Genomic DNA, 16,423 nt, shown 5'->3' on the forward strand with positions numbered 1-16,423 from the left:
CAGTATGATGAAATTAAAACCAATCACCGCCGCGGTCATAACCGTACTACTTGCGGGCTGTGGTGGCGGCTCCTCCTCTTCATCTCCGAGTGAGCCCGCCGACCCAAACCAACCAACCGATCCCACTGAAACTGTCGCACCCTACAGCATTGCTAAATATCAGAGCATCTTAGATAACTCAGATCTGCAAGTCTCTGATCCGGATGGCAGTGAAGGTAATAAGACTTCTGAGGTCAAAAACGGAGCATTCGACAACTATCAAAGTGACTACTTCTACGCCGAGGAAAACACCGAATATCTTGTATTCAAAATGTCGAACTACAAGATGCGTTCAGAGGTACGCGAGCTTGAGAACTTTGATGTTAGTGAAAGCGGTGTTAAGCGCACTTTCTACGCAGAAGTTAAGCTACCCGAAATTGACCTCGCTATGGCCAACTCACCCGCTGATCATGATGAAGTCACTTTTCTGCAAATACATAATAAGGGCACCAGTTCTGATGGAACAGGTTATATCCCTCACCCCTTGGTTCGTATTGTTTGGGAGCAAGAGCGAAACGGCTTAACGGGCCACTACTGGGCAGTTCTTAAAAACAACGCGTTAGACTGCAGTTCAGATGTAAATGCCGCGGGATGCAGCGATTCCTATACTCGATATGACTTAGGTGAAGCCGACTTAGATGACTTTACCCGTTTCGAAATTTCAATATTCGAAAACACCTTGTCTATCGAAGTGAACGACGAATCCAAAGCCAATATCGACATCTCTTACTGGTCGCATCTTCTCAGTTACTTTAAAGCTGGTATTTACAATCAGTTTGAAAACGGTGAAGGTGAAGCCAAGTTTAGCCAGCTAACCTACGAGAAAGAGAGTATTGACACCTCGGCTAAATGGAACATTGATGACTGGAAGATCACCATTCCGCCAAGTAAAGATGATTGGTACGGCAGTGGTGGTACGAGTGCAGCAGAACTAGAGCCCGAGCGTTGTAACTCAAGCAAAGATGTTTTGTCCAACGCCAGCAATATCTATGACAATGACTTAGGGATCTCCTACTTCAACGTGGTTGGTGGTCAGATGCACTTTCGGGCTGATATGGGATACGGCACATCGACAGCAAACTCTAATTACATTCGTTCTGAGCTAAGAGAGCTTTACGTTAGCACAGATAACCCAGACTGCAGCACCAGTGATGAAGACACAAGTTGGTATCTCAACGATCTTCGTACCAATGCAAAAAACCATACCCTTGAGGCTCAACTTCAAATCAATGAGTATCCAAATCTCGACTTCAGTGAGCAGCGCCCTAAAGTGGTATTGGGACAAATTCATGGCTGGAAGATCAGCCAAGCATTGGTTAAGTTGCTTTGGGAAGGTGATGATAGACCGATCCGAGTCATCCTCAACGACAGTTTTGAGCGTAATAACCAAGACTGCGCGAGCTGTGAACCGTTTAGCGTAACCTTAGGCCAATACGCTGCTAATGAAGAGTGGCGCTACATTATCCGTGCAACACAAGATGGGCTGCTCCTCGCAACCACAGACACCGATGGCAGTAACCTTGTTTCCCACCAAATTGAGTGGGGAGCTAACTACACTGACATGAATGGTGACACCGTCACACTAAGTAGTGATTGGGCGAGCGATGACATCGCGTTTTATTTTAAAGCCGGTATCTACCCTCAATTTAAACCTGATGATAAATACCAAGGCGAGATCTTCGATGTCAGCTTTAGTGAAGTATCAACTGAACACGTGCAGTAACTCTCTATAATCGGTGTGGAGCTTAATAGATTAGCTCCCCACTCTATCGTAAATAAAGCCATAGACTCCGTTAAAGACTCTATGGCTTTTTTATGCGCATACAAAAAAGCCAGTAACAAAGGTTACTGGCTTGATAGTTTCTATCGTTCTTTTTACTAGAGAGCGCTAGTTGGATTAACCTTGGAACTTACCGTATGTTGCGTCTAGCTCATAGAAAGTTGCTTGTACGTAATCATCTGGTTCACCGTACATGTTCTGGTTGTATACACCAGCTTTGAAGTACATGTAACGACCACCTTCGTCGTAACCACTGTCGCTCATATCAACCACTTGAACCGCGTCTTCTTTGCCTTCACGCATCAGAGTCACTGTCATGATGTTACCTTTAACATCAATTTCGTAGCTGAACATTTCGCCTAGTGCGATACCGTCTTCACCAATTTCACCCGTCATGTCACCGACTAGATTGTAGTAATCTTCTGTGCCTGTCTTAGTTTTCTCGTGAGCAAAGTAAACGGTACCTGTCGCTTGGTTTGGTAGCTTACGGTAGTAAAGGCGAATTGGCTCGTCATCTTTGTCGTGGATTTGACCGATAATGAAACGACCGACTTCATGAGATTGACCTGTTGTTGTTGCATGGTCGATCTTCAATGTTGCTTTAAGGGTTCCGTCTACACCACCAGCGGCTTGCTGATCTTCAATTGGAGCAGAGCTGAATACCCAGTTATTCGGGTTCACACCTTTAGTTTTGTGTGACTTCTCACCTGCTCGTAGCATTGAGCGGAACTCAGTACGTGCGTATTTGGTGTTCTTAGAAGTACGTGAACCTTTCACGTAAGTCTTAAACACCATACCGCCATCTTCTGCAGTGTAGAAAATGTCTTCGTTCTGGAAGCCATGTGCTAGATCCCACTCATCAACGTCATCTGCACGGCCATCACCATCGTGGTCATAAGGTGTTGTCAGCTTCCAACGTGTTAGGTCGAAGTTCTCACCAGGTGCATTAGTTGCCAGCAACGTTGCAGGCAGCGTTGGTGTCGGCATTGGCTGAGAAAGGTCACACTCTACCGTTGTCTCACAAGGGCGCACGAGTGGCGCACCGAAATCACCTTTACGGTTCTTTTTCAGCAGCTCTTTTTGTGCTTTCTGGTCAGCCTTCATTTGCGCGATCATATCTGCTTCTGCAGCTACAACAGCATCTGAAATAAGGTGACTTGAAGGACATGCGTTAATACCACAGTTTACAGCCGCAAGCTCTGTTACTGAGTTCCATTGGTTTTTAGTATTACCGTAACCCACGTAACGAACATAACGCGCTTTTACCGCTGGCTCGAACTGGAAGCGTTCTAAACCAATCGCACGTCCTGAGCTTTTCTGATCTTTAAGTACAGTAGTCCAGTTCTCACCGTCTTCACTCATTTGAATGTCAAACGACGTCACGCGTTCGTTACCTTTACTGAACGACGCTTGAACCGCATCAAACTCGTGAACTGAACCGTAATCCAACGTTGCGTGCTCACCGTTACCGTTTGCAGCCCAGCGAGTCATAATGTTGCCATCAATAAGTTGGCTAGGTGTATTACCATCGTGGCTACTTGCTGTCACAGCAACTGGCGTTAGAAGTGGCTCACCCGTTTCTTTGTTGTTTGGAAACTGCTCTACTACAGGTGCTGAAGTACTCGCGCAACCAACGGCTAGAACAATCGAAGATGCAAGCAAGCTTTTTAGATAGATACTTTTCATTAGACCTTTCACCTTTAATGCTTAAGTTTGAATTATTTGTATTACAAGACGAGGACAAGATACCTTATTGATATGAAACTCAAGCTCTAAGCCACGTTCCATGTACTGTATTAGCTATGTCCTTCACGCTAATGACACAAGTATAAACATAATAAAGTAATACAAATACCCCTAAAAAGTCATAAATGAGATCGCGCTCTTATACATCACCATCGAATCATAGATAAATGAGATCGGAGTCTTATTGAAGCAAATTAACCGGCCAAACCTTCTTGTTTTGTGCTCTGTTTTTGCTCTTAAGATAGGCATAAGCTTGGTTATTTGAGCGGGTAAAAAACAAAAAAAGAGGCCTAAATGGCCTCTTTAAAACTCAATAAACGGTGATTTAGAATAATTCAGAATCTAAGTCGTCAAAGTAACTGTATGTGCCACTGCTCGAGTTATCACCTACATAAGCTGCAAACATAATTGGTGCACCTTCATCAGCTTCAGCAACGAGAGGATAAGTCGTGCCATCTTCTTCATACGACGTGTACTCAGTACCATCGACCGTAATCGTCACATCATAACCAGAGCTGTCTGAATTTGGCTCCCATGCCATTGTGACGTCCACCCAAGCATCTTGAGCATACGACGCTAGGTCTTTTTGGCTGCCACTTTCGTTACGGAATTTGAGCGCAGAGCTACCAAATGCCACTTCTGTAAATCGCTTGCTCGAAGAAGCAGTATCTGACGAACCTAAGAACAAGTATGTTGATTTCACATAACCATCAGATGGAATGTACACAGCCATCGACACCGAACCTGATTCAGCACCACCATCTTTAAAGGTACGAGATACAACAGGTTTTCCTAGTGTTGAGTTGTCATGTAACAGTAGTGAGTTGTCACCTGAATTAGCTTGTACAGTACTAATTTCAGCAACAATCGTTGTCTCATCATCGCCGTCTTTGTCACCCTTGATAGCGTAAGCGCTATTTGCCGCATCAATGCGAGCTCCTGCTGTGTAGCTATCAAAGTCATCTGTTACTTCACCCGGTTCTGGCTCAGGATCTGTTGGATCCGTTGGGTCTTCTCCTTCAGTAACCACTGTCGCTTCCGCACTGTTATTATTGTAAGGGTCTGAACCACCTAGAGCAGCACCGTTTGCGTAGCTATCAAAATTGTCTTCAAAAACCACTTGGTTATCAGTTTCATCGTTCGAGTAAACCATGAAGTTATCGGCGATAAGTTCATAGTGGGTCGTATTCGATGTATCACCCAACTTCAATGAAATAACCGTGACTGCTGACTTATCGAATGACTCAAAGCCGTTACCACTGTTGTCATATACAGTGTCATTGATAGTGAATGTGTAGTAACCATTTGCCCAGCTGACTTCAACCGCTAAGTCTTCCCCTAGCTCATAAGTACCTACTGGCTCTTCAGAAATTTGCGGTTTACCACCACTAACAACCGTTGAACGGTAGAAAATCTCACCCGCATTGAAGATAACTTCACCGTGTAGGTTAGTGTTTGAAGTACCTGCGCCGTACAAAGAGATGTAAGCGTTGTTACCACTGTCATTCGCTTCTTCATTTGTGTCGGCATCGACTTGGTAGATTAGGTCTACTGATAATTTACCTGAAGCAATGCTCGATACTGTCGCAGACTCAGACAGTTTTAGACGCAGCTCACCGACGTCATTTTTAGCGCCGCCAAAGTTTGTATCCAAGATTTGAACGACATTATTAATACCGCTATCTTCATTGGCATCAACAACCGCATCTTTAACAGAATCATTATCAACTTCATCTGAACCCGATAGGTCAACACCGTTATCTTCATCAACAAATGTCATTGATGCAGGCGTGTCTCCCGAAGCTTCTGTTAGCGTGAACTCACCAGATACTTCCATTGTTGTGCCACTATCGTAAAGCATAAATGAAATAGTACCGGCGCCTTCATCGTAGTCATTGGTTGATGCTGATGCATCTTTGATCACGTATGTACCAGGTGTTGCGTCATCATCGTAATATTTGTGATTGCCGTCTTCGCTAAATACGTAAACATTGGGAAGATTTGTGCTGCTGGTTGAAAAGCTCGTCGCTGATGCAGCTGTACCCAGTTGCCAATAACCGCTGGTAATTTTTAAATCAGGTGCCGGAACTACAGGATCTGTTGGTACAGGTAAGCCATCGCTATTACAGCCAAAAAGTAAGCCAGTAGACAGTGCGACTGCTGTTGCTACTTTAGAAATCTGCATAATAAACTCTCTTGTTTGTTATAACTTTTATATATTCTTAGACAAAAGGTTTTCTCATCCGTATTGAGGATATAACAGAGAAACATAGCTCCACTGTGTGCAGAGCTAACCTTAAACGATTGCCTCTTTACGCATTAGAATGAGTAAGCAATACCCACGCGGTACTTCGCTTCACGGTCACTTGAGCGCGAGCTAATATCTGATGACCAAAGTTCGCCAAATGGTTTCCAAGAACCGAACTTGTAGCTCACCTTGATACCTGCGTCCCATTCCCAATCATCGTTGTCGTATAGAAGTACGTTATCTAGAGATTTCACATAGTTAGCTTCGTAAGACAGACCCAACTTAGGTAAAGATTCAACCTTGTATGAGCCCGTTAGAGTGATCTTTGATTTCTGAGCAGATTCTAGCTTCTCACCAGTTTCGTTGTCCGTGTCGCCAAAACGAGTGTGGTTGCGGAAATCTGAGTACTCGTGACGGTAACGAATAGCGGTGGTTAGACCCATATCCGCTTTGTAGCCAACACGGAACTGAGGTTTGAAAGTGACCTTTTTCATTTTCCAGTCACCATCGTTGTAGTTTGGCTCATCCCAATCCCATGCGATTGGCATACCCATTTGTAGATACCAATTGCTGTTCACTTTGTAAGTAGCGGTGTTATCTAACTCCATGTTGTAGATATACCAGTTACCGTTGTAGAAACTTTTGCTGTTGGCATTCTTAACGCTGCCCGAGTCAGCATCGTAATAAGAGTCGTCTGTATGGAATTTGATTTCTAGGCTGGATGAGTGCTTCCACTTGTCGTCTAGCTTAAAGCTGTCACCCAACTTCACACGATGCTGATGACGCGCATCGACATGGCGAGTTTCGCTCGTTCCATCTTTTTCGTAGGTGTAATCGGTAGCAGCACGATATTCGTAACGGTAATCAATTGACGCGGCCGATGCCATGCCGGCAAATAGTGTTGTAACCACTGCAATAGCCACTTTAGAATTTTTCATATTCCCTTCTCTTCTTTTGTTACGCAATTGGATTAAGTCTTATTGTTAGACAAATAAAACTAAGCTTCAAATAGTGCGTACCGATAGAATGAGCTCTCTCACAATAACTGCGATGATTAAGTCGAAACTAAAACATAAGTCACAGAAGCGAGCGGAACATTACGCCAAACCTAAACATTTATTCATACAAATAAATAAAGATCATTGAACAAAAATAGAGAAAAATTCACGAAGACTCCGTATTTAAAAGGATGGTAGATAAAATCAATAAAGATAAATGAAAGCTAAAAAATGTGAATTAGACAGGATAAAACATACAAATATAAGCCCCAGTAATGATTTAATCTAACAAAATAAGCACATTCCAAACCCAATGCGATATCTTCGGGTTGAATTGAATGAACCTCACAAGCACTACCAATCAAGGATAAGATATGACATATGTGGAATATAAAATGATACAAATTGATTACTTGATATCAGGAAGTCGAATGATGGTTTAGAGGTGGCGTCCGCCTTAAGTGGGACGATACTCAGCTAGTACGTTCAAAAACGGTGAGGTAGACAAAAAGAGAAGTAGAAACCAACCGTGAATATGCGATTGGTTAGATTAATACTGGACGCGTCTAGGACGAGAAGTCGTGTTTGAAGAACGAGGGATATCGTAATGAATAAATACTATGTGGGATTTTTACTGCTTCGAATCTGCCATTAATGTGGATTGACTAAATCTAGCAATACACTGTCGTGCTCAAGAGACTTTGCGCCCTTTTCAAGATGTCGATGTGCCATAAATGCATCCCCCGCATTTAGGATTTGCTTATTGCCATCCACTTCAACCTCGAAACTCCCTTTTACCACGTATCCAATCTGCTCTTGTACCGTGAGATCGTAGACAGCACCGACCGCCCCTTTATCAAAACAGAGGTGAACGGCCATCAAATCTTTAGTTAATGAAACCACCTTGCGCTTCAATCCATTACCTAAGTATTCCCACGGGTGATTGTCGGCTTCATAAAAGAGATTCATTGTTCATTCCTTGTCGCTAAATCTGATGAGCTGATGGCTAATTAAGCGAACTTTAGTCTATGCACACGACTTGTCATACAAATAATCGATAATTATGTGAATAGCGTCACCTCTTTCTTTTTATGCAATCGATTTGTTTTGACGCTTTACATAAGTCGATCAAAAAAGCCAACTAGGTGCTGGCTCTTCTGAGATTTTTTACATTAAAAGTCGAGATAAACTATGGTGCCATTTGACCTCCATTCACATCGAGAATTTGACCAGTGATGTAACCAGCACAGGCATGAGATGAGAAGAACGCGAAACTCGGAGCAACCTCCTCCACACGCCCAAAACGTCCCATAGGTATTGAGTTAGCTATATTGGATTTAACCTCATCCGATTTAGCGTCGTGAAACTCGGTATCAATCGTTCCTGGAGAAACGATATTGAAACGAATACGATCTTTGGTGAACTCTTTAACCCAGTTTCGATGGATATCATGAAGCCAAGCTTTTGATGCTGCGTATAAACCGGCCCCTACACCGCCGCCTTCGCGCGCTGCGATTGAACCAGTGCTAATAACACACGATGTTTCACCTGACTCTAAAGCTGAGGCTCTTAGATGTGGAATCGCATATTTGGTGACCATCAATGCAGAGCGCGCGTTAAGATCAATTACACGATCGAAAAACGCATCATCAATATCTTCTAGGTTTTCTCTTCCTCCTAGCCCACCAGCATTGTTAATCAATACGTCTAACCCACCAAAGTGATCTGTAAAGTCAGCAACAAGGTTTTCACAGCCTGATGATTGCATTAGGTCTGCTTGAAAGAAGTCAGCCTCTCCCCCCAGCGCTTTCAATTCGTTTAAGATCGCTTCAATTTCCGGAGTCCTCGAGCTGCGACCATTCAAGCCTACAGATGCTCCACATTGAGCAAAGTACTTTGCCGTTGCTAATCCCATACCCGACGTTGATCCAGTGATTAACACTCGCTTGCCTTTTAAATCATCAAACATCTAATGGTTACCTTTTGCTACTTCATTTCAATTAATAATACAATACCACCATAAAAGCAACAATAGCCTAAGTTAAACAACGAGATCTATAACTCAAGACAACACCGATTTTATCAACTACTTTGCTTATAGTTAGTGATTTAGGCAGCAGTCAGACTGAATCATGATTCTAGTTTTAGAAACCAAACATTCACGCTATAATCATACAAATATATCTTAATGAGCATCAGTTATGTCAGATACCCTTTTACCCAACATATTGCAGTTTATCGATAAAATTGACCCATTTGATAAGGTGCCTAAAGACGCCTTAAGAGAGCTCGCCTCTCAGATACAGATAAGCTATGTCGGAAAGGGAGAAGTCATTGATCTTTGCTCAAACAAAGGCGAAAAAGCGCTCTACATTGTTCGCACAGGTGCTTTGGAGCAGCGTAAATCAGACGGTGTTTTACGAGCAAAATTAGGGCCAGAAGACCTCTTTGGCTTTACATTCCTCGGCCAACAACAAGACAGCAGTGAAATCTATCAAGCGATCGCAATTGAAAACTCACTCATCTACTCAGTGCCCCACTCGGCACTCAAAGCGCTATTTACCAAGCATCCAGAATCGGCTGAACATTTCGCGTCACAGGCACAAGTTCGCTTAAAATCGGCATTAGATGTGGTTTGGTCAAACAAAGAGAAAGGTCTGTTTATACGCCGAGTTGGTGATGTCGCTAGCGGGCGCGTAGCTGTTGTTACGGCGGAGCAACCAATTAAAGACGTTGCTAAAAAGATGCTTATTCAACGTTCTCCTTGTGCCGTGGTCTATGAAGAAAATCAAATTGTTGGTTTGATTACAGACAGAGACATGACCAAGCGCGTAATCGCTAAAGATGTCAGCACATGTCGCCCTATATCGGAAGTCATGACACTGTCACCGTTAACGATTTCTCCAGACGACCTCGTACTACAAGCGGCATCGATGATGATGCAGTTCAATATTCGTAACTTACCCGTCGTACAAGACAATAAGGTGGTCGGGCTTTTGACGACTACTCACCTAGTTCAAAACCACCGTGTTCAAGCCATCTTCCTTATTGAGAAAATCAAATACGCAGGTAGCGTATCGTCATTGGCCAAGTTTACTCCAGAACGTCAGGCAATTTTTGAAGCCTTGGTTGAAGGCAAAGTGAGTCCAGAAGTTGTCGGTAAGGTGATGACAATGATCATGGATGCTTATACTCGCCGTCTGATTCAGATTGCCATTGATAAATTAGGGCCTCCACCTTGTGATTTCGCGTGGATTGTTGCCGGTTCTCATGCTCGTAATGAAGTACACATGCTTTCAGATCAAGACAGCGCGATTGTACTGTCTGACGACGCGACCGATAACGACCGTATTTACTTCAAACACTTAGCTATGATTGTCACCAAAGGCTTAGAGAGCTGTCACTACCCACTTTGCCCAGGCAAATACATGGCAGCTACGCCGAAGTGGTGTCAGCCTTTGTCCGTCTGGAAACAGTATTACAATAAATGGGTTGATAACCCAGAATACGAACGCTTACTTAACATCAGCGTTTTCCTCGAAATTCGTTCAGTTTATGGCAACAGCGAGTTTGAGAAGATTCTAAGGGACGAACTACATCAAAATATTCAAAGCAATCGAAGCTTCCTTACTATGCTGGTTAACGATGCAGTGAATACCAACCCTCCATTAGGCATCTTCAATAGCTTGGTTCTTGAAAAGACCGGTGAAAACAAAAAGACGCTCAATATTAAGAAGTACGCGATTAACCTTATCATCGATCTCGCGCGCATCTATGGGCTGGCCGTATCTTGTGACCTTTCCGCGACAGATGAGCGATTTAGAACTGCATTCGAGAAAGGTTCACTCAGCGAAGATTCGTACAAGAACATTATTAATGCATATCGCTTCATTCTTTCTTTCCGGTTCAGTCATCAACTCGAAGCGCTCAAACATGGTGGTGAGCCTAACAACCACATCAATCCAAACAGTTTTGGTAGCTTTGAGCGTAAACACCTTAAAGATGCCTTTAGAATCATCGCGGAATTGCAGGATGCCGCAAAAGTGAAATTCGGAGGCTAGTCAATGCTGTTTAAACGCTTTCATCCGTTAATGCGGCTGAATAGAAGACGAGAACTGTTTATTGAGCAGCGCCATCAAGCCCCAGAAATCAAAGCATTAGTATCTGAGCCAGAGTGTTCACTCGTTACAACAGCCGATGAGCTTAGCTATATTGTTTTAGATCTTGAAACTACAGGGCTACAAGCAGAGAGCGATCTTATATTGTCTATGGGTTGGGTCGAGATAGACAACGACAAAATCAATCTAAACTCTGCGTCACACCTTTACATTAATGAAGAATCTTCCGTCATACCTGAAACTGCGGTGATCAACCACATCACCCCGCAAATGCTCAGAGATGGTATCTCTTTATCTAATGCTATGACTCAATTTTTCGAAACTGCTGCGGGTAAAGTAATCATTGCTCATGCTTGTGGCGTGGAAAAAGCATTCATCGACCGCTACTTGGATACCTACTATCAAGTGGTGAATTTACCTATCTTGTGGATTGATACGTTAGCGATCGAAAAGAATATGGCAAGAGCGCGAAATGAGCATGACCTAGACTACTCTTTGTCTTCGACTCGCGAGCGTTATGGGCTGCCAGAATATAACAATCACAACGCGCTGATCGATGCAGTCTCTACAGCAGAGCTTTTCTTAGCACAAAAAAAACGTCTCTCTCCAACGACATCAGTACCAATCGCCAAGCTCTATAGTTTGAGTCACAAGTAAAGATCACTAATACAAAAAATCTTACCCCATAAAAATAACCCCGATATGGATGACATATCGGGGTTTTATTTATCGAAAAACAACAAGTCACTTCTTGAGTCAAAAGCTATACAATAAGAACGACAGAAGCGGCTGAACTATCAGCCGCTTTAAAGTTATCTATTTGAGATTAAGAGTGTATCAACCATCACGAGGTTTGTTCTGATACCGTGCCCTTCTCTTCAACCGTGTCATCCACCGCTTTCACAAGCAGCATACCAACACCACCTACAATCGCACCACACAGGATGAATACCATACGTCCCCACATTGGGTTAGACAGAAGAGCCATAAGCATCACACCAACACCCGCTACTGCGATAAGTTTACCAAGCATTTGACGCTGTTTGTTATCCAGTTTCTTTTGCTCAGTCGACTCAGCAACCAATGGTGTCTCTAAGTTATTGAAGAACTTATCTACATCAGCTTGACGATCTTCACGTAGTGGTTTGTAGAACAGAGTAGAAGCGATGAAGAAACCACCTGTTAGCGTAATATGACCGATAAGACCAATGGCAACCTTAACATCAGACCATTCACGCTTAGTTAGCTCTTCAAGACCAAATACTGCTGACACCATTTCTGCATTGATTACGAAACCAACGATGTAAGAAACGATACCACCCACAATTAGCGTGCCCCAACCTGCCCAGTCTGGAGTCTTCTTAACGAAGAAACCAAGGAATGCTGGAATTGTCATTGGGAAGCCGATTAGCGCACCAACGTACATCATGGTGTCGAACAAGCTCAAACCTTTTAGAGAGTTAATGAACTGCGCGATAAGGATGATAGCGATACCAAATGCCGTAGAAGTAATCTTAGATACGGTTACGAGTTCTTTCTCAGATGCCTGGCCTTTACGAACAACTGGTTCGTAGAAGTTCTTAACAAAGATACCTGAGTTACGGTTTAGACCTGAGTCCATAGAAGACATCGTTGCTGCAAACATTGCTGCTACAAGAAGACCAACCATACCTGCTGGCATGTACTCTTGTACGAAGTATAAGTAAGCAAAGTCACCCGCTTTAGAACCAGCCTCAGGGTACGCAGCAGATAGGTCTACACCTTGACCTGCAATAAACCAAGAAGGCATGAACCAGATGAACACGCCACCAAGCATAAGCACACATGCAAGAAGTGCTGCTTTCTTAGCGTTCTTAGAGTCTTTTGCCGCTAGGTAACGGTATGAGTTAAGCATGTTGTTAGTAATAGAGAACTGCTTAACAAAGATGAAGAATGCCCAGATGCTGAAGATGCTTAAGTAGTTAAGGTTGTTACCCGCTACGAAAGAACCCGTATCGCCCACAGGGAAGTTATTGACGATTTCACCAACACCACCACCTTGAACAACGGCAACGACAGCACAAGTAACTGTTACTGCCATGATGATAACCATCTGCATAAAGTCAGATGCAATTACCGCCCATGAGCCACCTGTTACCGACATAGCGAGTACAACCAGACCAGTGATCCAGATTGTCATCGTCATATCAAAGCCGAAGATACCAGAAGCAATGATTGCGAGTGCATTCAACCAAACACCTGCTGATACAACAGAGTTGGGCATTGAAGACCAAGTAAATACTTGCTCGTTCGCAGCACCAAAACGCATACGGATAGCTTCAATTACGGTAACAACGCGAAGTTGGCGGAACTTAGGAGCAAAGTATGCAAAGTTCATGAAGTAACCAAAAGCGTTTGCTAAGAAGATGATTGCGACCGCAAAACCATCGTTGTATGCCTTACCCGCTGCACCCGTAAATGTCCAAGCGGAGAATTGCGTCATAAATGCCGTAGCACCTACCATCCACCAGAGCATGTTACCGCCCCCACGGAAGTAATCACTGGTGGTACTAGTAAACGTTCTGAACATCCATCCTATAGCGATAAGAAATAAGAAATAGATGCCTACAATAGCTGTATTGAGTTCCATTCTAATAGACCTTTTGTTTTTCTATAATTAGTTTCGACCTGTACATCATAGCTATAAACCCACCCTATTGTACTACAATAAGTCAAAAGTGTGATTAATGGCAGATTAATATTATTTTTGTGAATTCGTCGATCCTAGTGAGTTTATAGTGTCATTTGAGGCGCTTAACCCTTTTAGAGAAAGGGATTAGCCCGTTTTATAAATCAACTGTGTGGTCTTTTTATCTTCCTTTTTCCCACCACAGATAAAAACCAGAGCCTTGTCATACATATAAAAAAGCCCACGTCCGAGAACAAGACGTGGGCAAAACGGATAAACCGCCTGAACAAAAGCAGGAAGAGAACGTTCAGAAAGACAAACGATACCCCCACGGAATTCTACGTTCGCCTCATAATTACTGGCGTTACTCAATTTTCTAACCAAATTCGGCTAACTACTGTGTTCAGTAAAATGGGAACATAACTCATTTGTAACTTCGATGAACCGAACATAAGCCAGTTCAAAAGCAACAAATGATTGAGGTGTTTAACAACAACATACAAGGCCTCCAAACACCTCAATCAGCATTATTGTATTACTAATAATCTAAAATGGTTAGTTTTTGATTGCGAAATAGAGAGCTAAGTCAATAAATGAGTAATGACTCATTCGGTCGATGTATTGCTACTTGTGGCATAACAAGAGGGGAGCTGAAGGGAAATCGTGATAGTTGTAAATTCTAGTTAAGTCACATAGTTGGTGATTATTTGATTTTACAGATAGATTTTTCTCACAGATTGCATAATCTAAAAATAATACAATAACATTACACAAGATTGGTTATGAAGAGCCGTTTTAGAACGACACAATCAATGTCTAAACTCACTTGTCTATTCGCGTGAAAAATTATGAAAAATAAAAAAACGTTATTTCCACTAGGTTTTAAAGGCAAACTCATCCTGATGGTGGCCGCTGTCACCACTGTTTCGCTAATCGCTTCAAACTGGTTCTCGTTCAATCTCGCCAAAGAGCAGGTTGAAGAGACCATTTACAAAGAGATCGACCGCTCTCTCTCTGTAGAAATCAATGAAATTGAGCAAGATGTACAACGCACCATCTCTGTCGTGAACTCGACGGCAGCAGAGCTCAAAGCCGCAAACTTTGAGGTCGAGAATCAGGCGTTGATGCACTACGCTGCTAAACTGGGCGGTATCGATAAGATGGTGATTGGCTTCGATGATGGCCGTTCTTTTACTTCACGCCCTTCCGAATCCTTCCCAAACGGTATTGGTATTCCTGAAAAGTACAACCCAACGACTCGTCCTTGGTATAAACAAGCGAAAACCCGCTCTGGGCTCTCTTTTAGCGACCTGTTCTTTACTAAGAGTACGCAAACACCAATGGTTGGAGTGATGTATTCCTTTAAAGATAGCGTGCTTATGGCCGACCTTCGCTTTGATGATTTGGAAGATAAACTCGGTGAACTCGAAAAAATCTACCAAGCACGCGGCTTAATCGTTGACGATAACGGCATGATCATCGCTTCGACCATTGAAAGCATTGCACCTCAAAGCATGATCAGTTCCTTACCAGCCACCACTCAATTAGTGGCAGCAACACGTCAATCAGAAGTATTTATTCGCGGCAATATTGACCAGAAAGAGATGATGTTGATGGCTAAAGTCGTCAATATTGGTGATTCAAATCAATGGCATATGATCTCTGTTATCGATCCTAAAATTGCAATGCAAACCCTTGATAATGTGGTCTTTAATGCTCAGATGTTAATAGTCGCAGCTGTCGTCTGTTCAATTGCGGTGATGACCTTGCTACTTAATATGCTCTACCACCCAATCATCTCGCTACGTAACATTGTTCATGACCTATCCCAAGGTAACGGTGACTTAACTCAGCGTCTAGAAGAGAAAACCAATGATGACCTTGGCAAGATTGCACGAGACATCAATATCTTCATCAGTGGTCTACAGAGCATGATCACCGAAGTAAAACAGAAGAACGTGGTGCTTGAAGGGAAAGTTGGAAGCATCGAAGGTTGTTGCCAAGAAACCAACAGCGTGTTGCAAGTTCATACCAACGAGACCAGCCAGGTTGTCACGGCGATTGATAGCTTGTCTCACGCCTCTATTGAGGTCGAGAAAAATTCTCAATCTGCAGCTGAAGCCGCTCATAACGCCGCCACCTTTAGTGATGAGACTAAGCAGATCAATGTACTGACAGAGTCCTACATTAATGCCCTAGAAGAGCAAGTCGATACTACATCCCACGACATCATTGCAATGGCAAACGAATCACAGAGTATTCAATCTATCGTGACCGTCATCGGTGGTATTGCAGAACAAACCAACCTACTCGCACTCAACGCGTCGATTGAGGCTGCACGTGCAGGTGAACATGGTCGCGGCTTTGCAGTGGTAGCAGATGAAGTAAGAGCGTTGGCAAATCGCACTCAAGAGAGTACCTCTGAAATTGAGGAAGCGCTCTCTAACCTCCAAGGCCAATCTGAAGGCTTGGTGAAATCGATTGAACTCACTAAATCGAATTGTGAGAAAACACGCAATCAAGTGATTCAAGCTGTTGAAATGCTTTCTAAATTGAGTGAGAAGATGGAAGTTGTCAGCCACTTCAACAGTGATATCTCAAATGCTTCAGCAGAGCAAAACGCCGTCACACAGAGCATCACTAAGAGTGTCCATGAGATTGACCAAATTGTGCTTGAGCTCAATAAGCTCAGTGTGAATCAAGTAAATGAGTCCGTCGAGATTAAACAACTCAACCACAGCATCAGCACCTTGATGAGTCGTTTTAAGGTTTAATCTCTAAGCTAAAATCTAACCGACAAAAGCCGCTCCCAACAGAGCGGCTTTC

The 16,423-nt window shown here is 43.2% G+C and carries 11 protein-coding genes; 4 read left to right on the top strand and 7 right to left on the bottom strand.

Annotation, left to right across the window (positions count from 1 at the left end):
* The first annotated feature begins 4 nt into the window (after positions 1-4).
* Complete coding sequence (locus FIV04_RS07800; RefSeq protein WP_152468769.1) at positions 5-1,762, top strand: polysaccharide lyase family 7 protein; 1,758 nt, start codon at positions 5-7, stop codon at positions 1,760-1,762.
* A 174-nt stretch (positions 1,763-1,936) separates the two neighbouring features.
* Here FIV04_RS07800 and FIV04_RS07805 read toward each other — a convergent pair whose 3' ends face one another.
* The 5 genes from FIV04_RS07805 to FIV04_RS07825 form a co-directional block, all read right to left on the bottom strand.
* The gene (locus FIV04_RS07805; RefSeq protein WP_152468770.1) at positions 1,937-3,505 is read right to left on the bottom strand and encodes a polysaccharide lyase family 7 protein; all 1,569 of its coding nucleotides are present in this window, start codon (positions 3,503-3,505) and stop codon (positions 1,937-1,939) included.
* Positions 3,506-3,890: 385 nt separating this feature from the next.
* Positions 3,891-5,750 (bottom strand): hypothetical protein, encoded by a 1,860-nt coding sequence (locus FIV04_RS07810; RefSeq protein ID WP_152468771.1) that lies wholly within the window; start codon positions 5,748-5,750, stop codon positions 3,891-3,893.
* A 134-nt stretch (positions 5,751-5,884) separates the two neighbouring features.
* Positions 5,885-6,751 (bottom strand): oligogalacturonate-specific porin KdgM family protein, encoded by an 867-nt coding sequence (locus tag FIV04_RS07815; RefSeq protein WP_032548923.1) that lies wholly within the window; start codon positions 6,749-6,751, stop codon positions 5,885-5,887.
* A gap of 711 nt (positions 6,752-7,462) precedes the next feature.
* Positions 7,463-7,780, bottom strand: coding sequence for a cupin domain-containing protein (locus FIV04_RS07820; protein ID WP_152468772.1), 318 nt, complete (start codon positions 7,778-7,780; stop codon positions 7,463-7,465).
* A gap of 220 nt (positions 7,781-8,000) precedes the next feature.
* Positions 8,001-8,780, bottom strand: coding sequence for an SDR family NAD(P)-dependent oxidoreductase (locus FIV04_RS07825; RefSeq protein ID WP_152468773.1), 780 nt, complete (start codon positions 8,778-8,780; stop codon positions 8,001-8,003).
* Positions 8,781-9,012: 232 nt separating this feature from the next.
* Between FIV04_RS07825 and FIV04_RS07830 the strand changes: the two genes are divergently transcribed.
* The gene (locus FIV04_RS07830; protein ID WP_152468774.1) at positions 9,013-10,872 is read left to right on the top strand and encodes a DUF294 nucleotidyltransferase-like domain-containing protein; all 1,860 of its coding nucleotides are present in this window, start codon (positions 9,013-9,015) and stop codon (positions 10,870-10,872) included.
* 3 nt (positions 10,873-10,875) lie between these two features.
* On the top strand, positions 10,876-11,586 hold the full coding sequence (locus FIV04_RS07835; protein ID WP_152468775.1) for a 3'-5' exonuclease: 711 nt from the start codon (positions 10,876-10,878) through the stop codon (positions 11,584-11,586).
* Positions 11,587-11,773: 187 nt separating this feature from the next.
* Here FIV04_RS07835 and FIV04_RS07840 read toward each other — a convergent pair whose 3' ends face one another.
* Together FIV04_RS07840 and FIV04_RS07845 are read right to left on the bottom strand one after the other, a co-directional pair.
* Positions 11,774-13,558, bottom strand: coding sequence for a transporter (locus FIV04_RS07840; protein WP_150872594.1), 1,785 nt, complete (start codon positions 13,556-13,558; stop codon positions 11,774-11,776).
* Between the two features lie 186 nt (positions 13,559-13,744).
* On the bottom strand, positions 13,745-13,969 hold the full coding sequence (locus FIV04_RS07845; protein ID WP_152468776.1) for a hypothetical protein: 225 nt from the start codon (positions 13,967-13,969) through the stop codon (positions 13,745-13,747).
* 530 nt (positions 13,970-14,499) lie between these two features.
* On the opposite strand from FIV04_RS07845, the gene FIV04_RS07850 reads away from it, so the two are divergent.
* Positions 14,500-16,371, top strand: a complete 1,872-nt coding sequence (locus FIV04_RS07850; protein WP_152469545.1) for a methyl-accepting chemotaxis protein — start codon at positions 14,500-14,502, stop codon at positions 16,369-16,371.
* Positions 16,372-16,423 lie beyond the last annotated feature (52 nt).

This window comes from Vibrio sp. THAF190c, assembly GCF_009363355.1.
Lineage (GTDB): Bacteria > Pseudomonadota > Gammaproteobacteria > Enterobacterales > Vibrionaceae > Vibrio > Vibrio fortis_A.

What these genes read in the sequence shown, in the direction of transcription:
- FIV04_RS07840 (WP_150872594.1), bottom strand. Translation starts at nt 13,558, where the DNA reads ATGGAACTCAATACAGCTATTGTAGGCATCTATTTCTTATTTCTTATC.
- FIV04_RS07800 (WP_152468769.1), top strand. Translation starts at nt 5, where the DNA reads ATGATGAAATTAAAACCAATCACCGCCGCGGTCATAACCGTACTACTT.
- FIV04_RS07805 (WP_152468770.1), bottom strand. Translation starts at nt 3,505, where the DNA reads ATGAAAAGTATCTATCTAAAAAGCTTGCTTGCATCTTCGATTGTTCTA.
- FIV04_RS07850 (WP_152469545.1), top strand. Translation starts at nt 14,500, where the DNA reads ATGGTGGCCGCTGTCACCACTGTTTCGCTAATCGCTTCAAACTGGTTC.
- FIV04_RS07825 (WP_152468773.1), bottom strand. Translation starts at nt 8,780, where the DNA reads ATGTTTGATGATTTAAAAGGCAAGCGAGTGTTAATCACTGGATCAACG.
- FIV04_RS07810 (WP_152468771.1), bottom strand. Translation starts at nt 5,750, where the DNA reads ATGCAGATTTCTAAAGTAGCAACAGCAGTCGCACTGTCTACTGGCTTA.
- FIV04_RS07820 (WP_152468772.1), bottom strand. Translation starts at nt 7,780, where the DNA reads ATGAATCTCTTTTATGAAGCCGACAATCACCCGTGGGAATACTTAGGT.
- FIV04_RS07830 (WP_152468774.1), top strand. Translation starts at nt 9,013, where the DNA reads ATGTCAGATACCCTTTTACCCAACATATTGCAGTTTATCGATAAAATT.
- FIV04_RS07835 (WP_152468775.1), top strand. Translation starts at nt 10,876, where the DNA reads ATGCTGTTTAAACGCTTTCATCCGTTAATGCGGCTGAATAGAAGACGA.
- FIV04_RS07815 (WP_032548923.1), bottom strand. Translation starts at nt 6,751, where the DNA reads ATGAAAAATTCTAAAGTGGCTATTGCAGTGGTTACAACACTATTTGCC.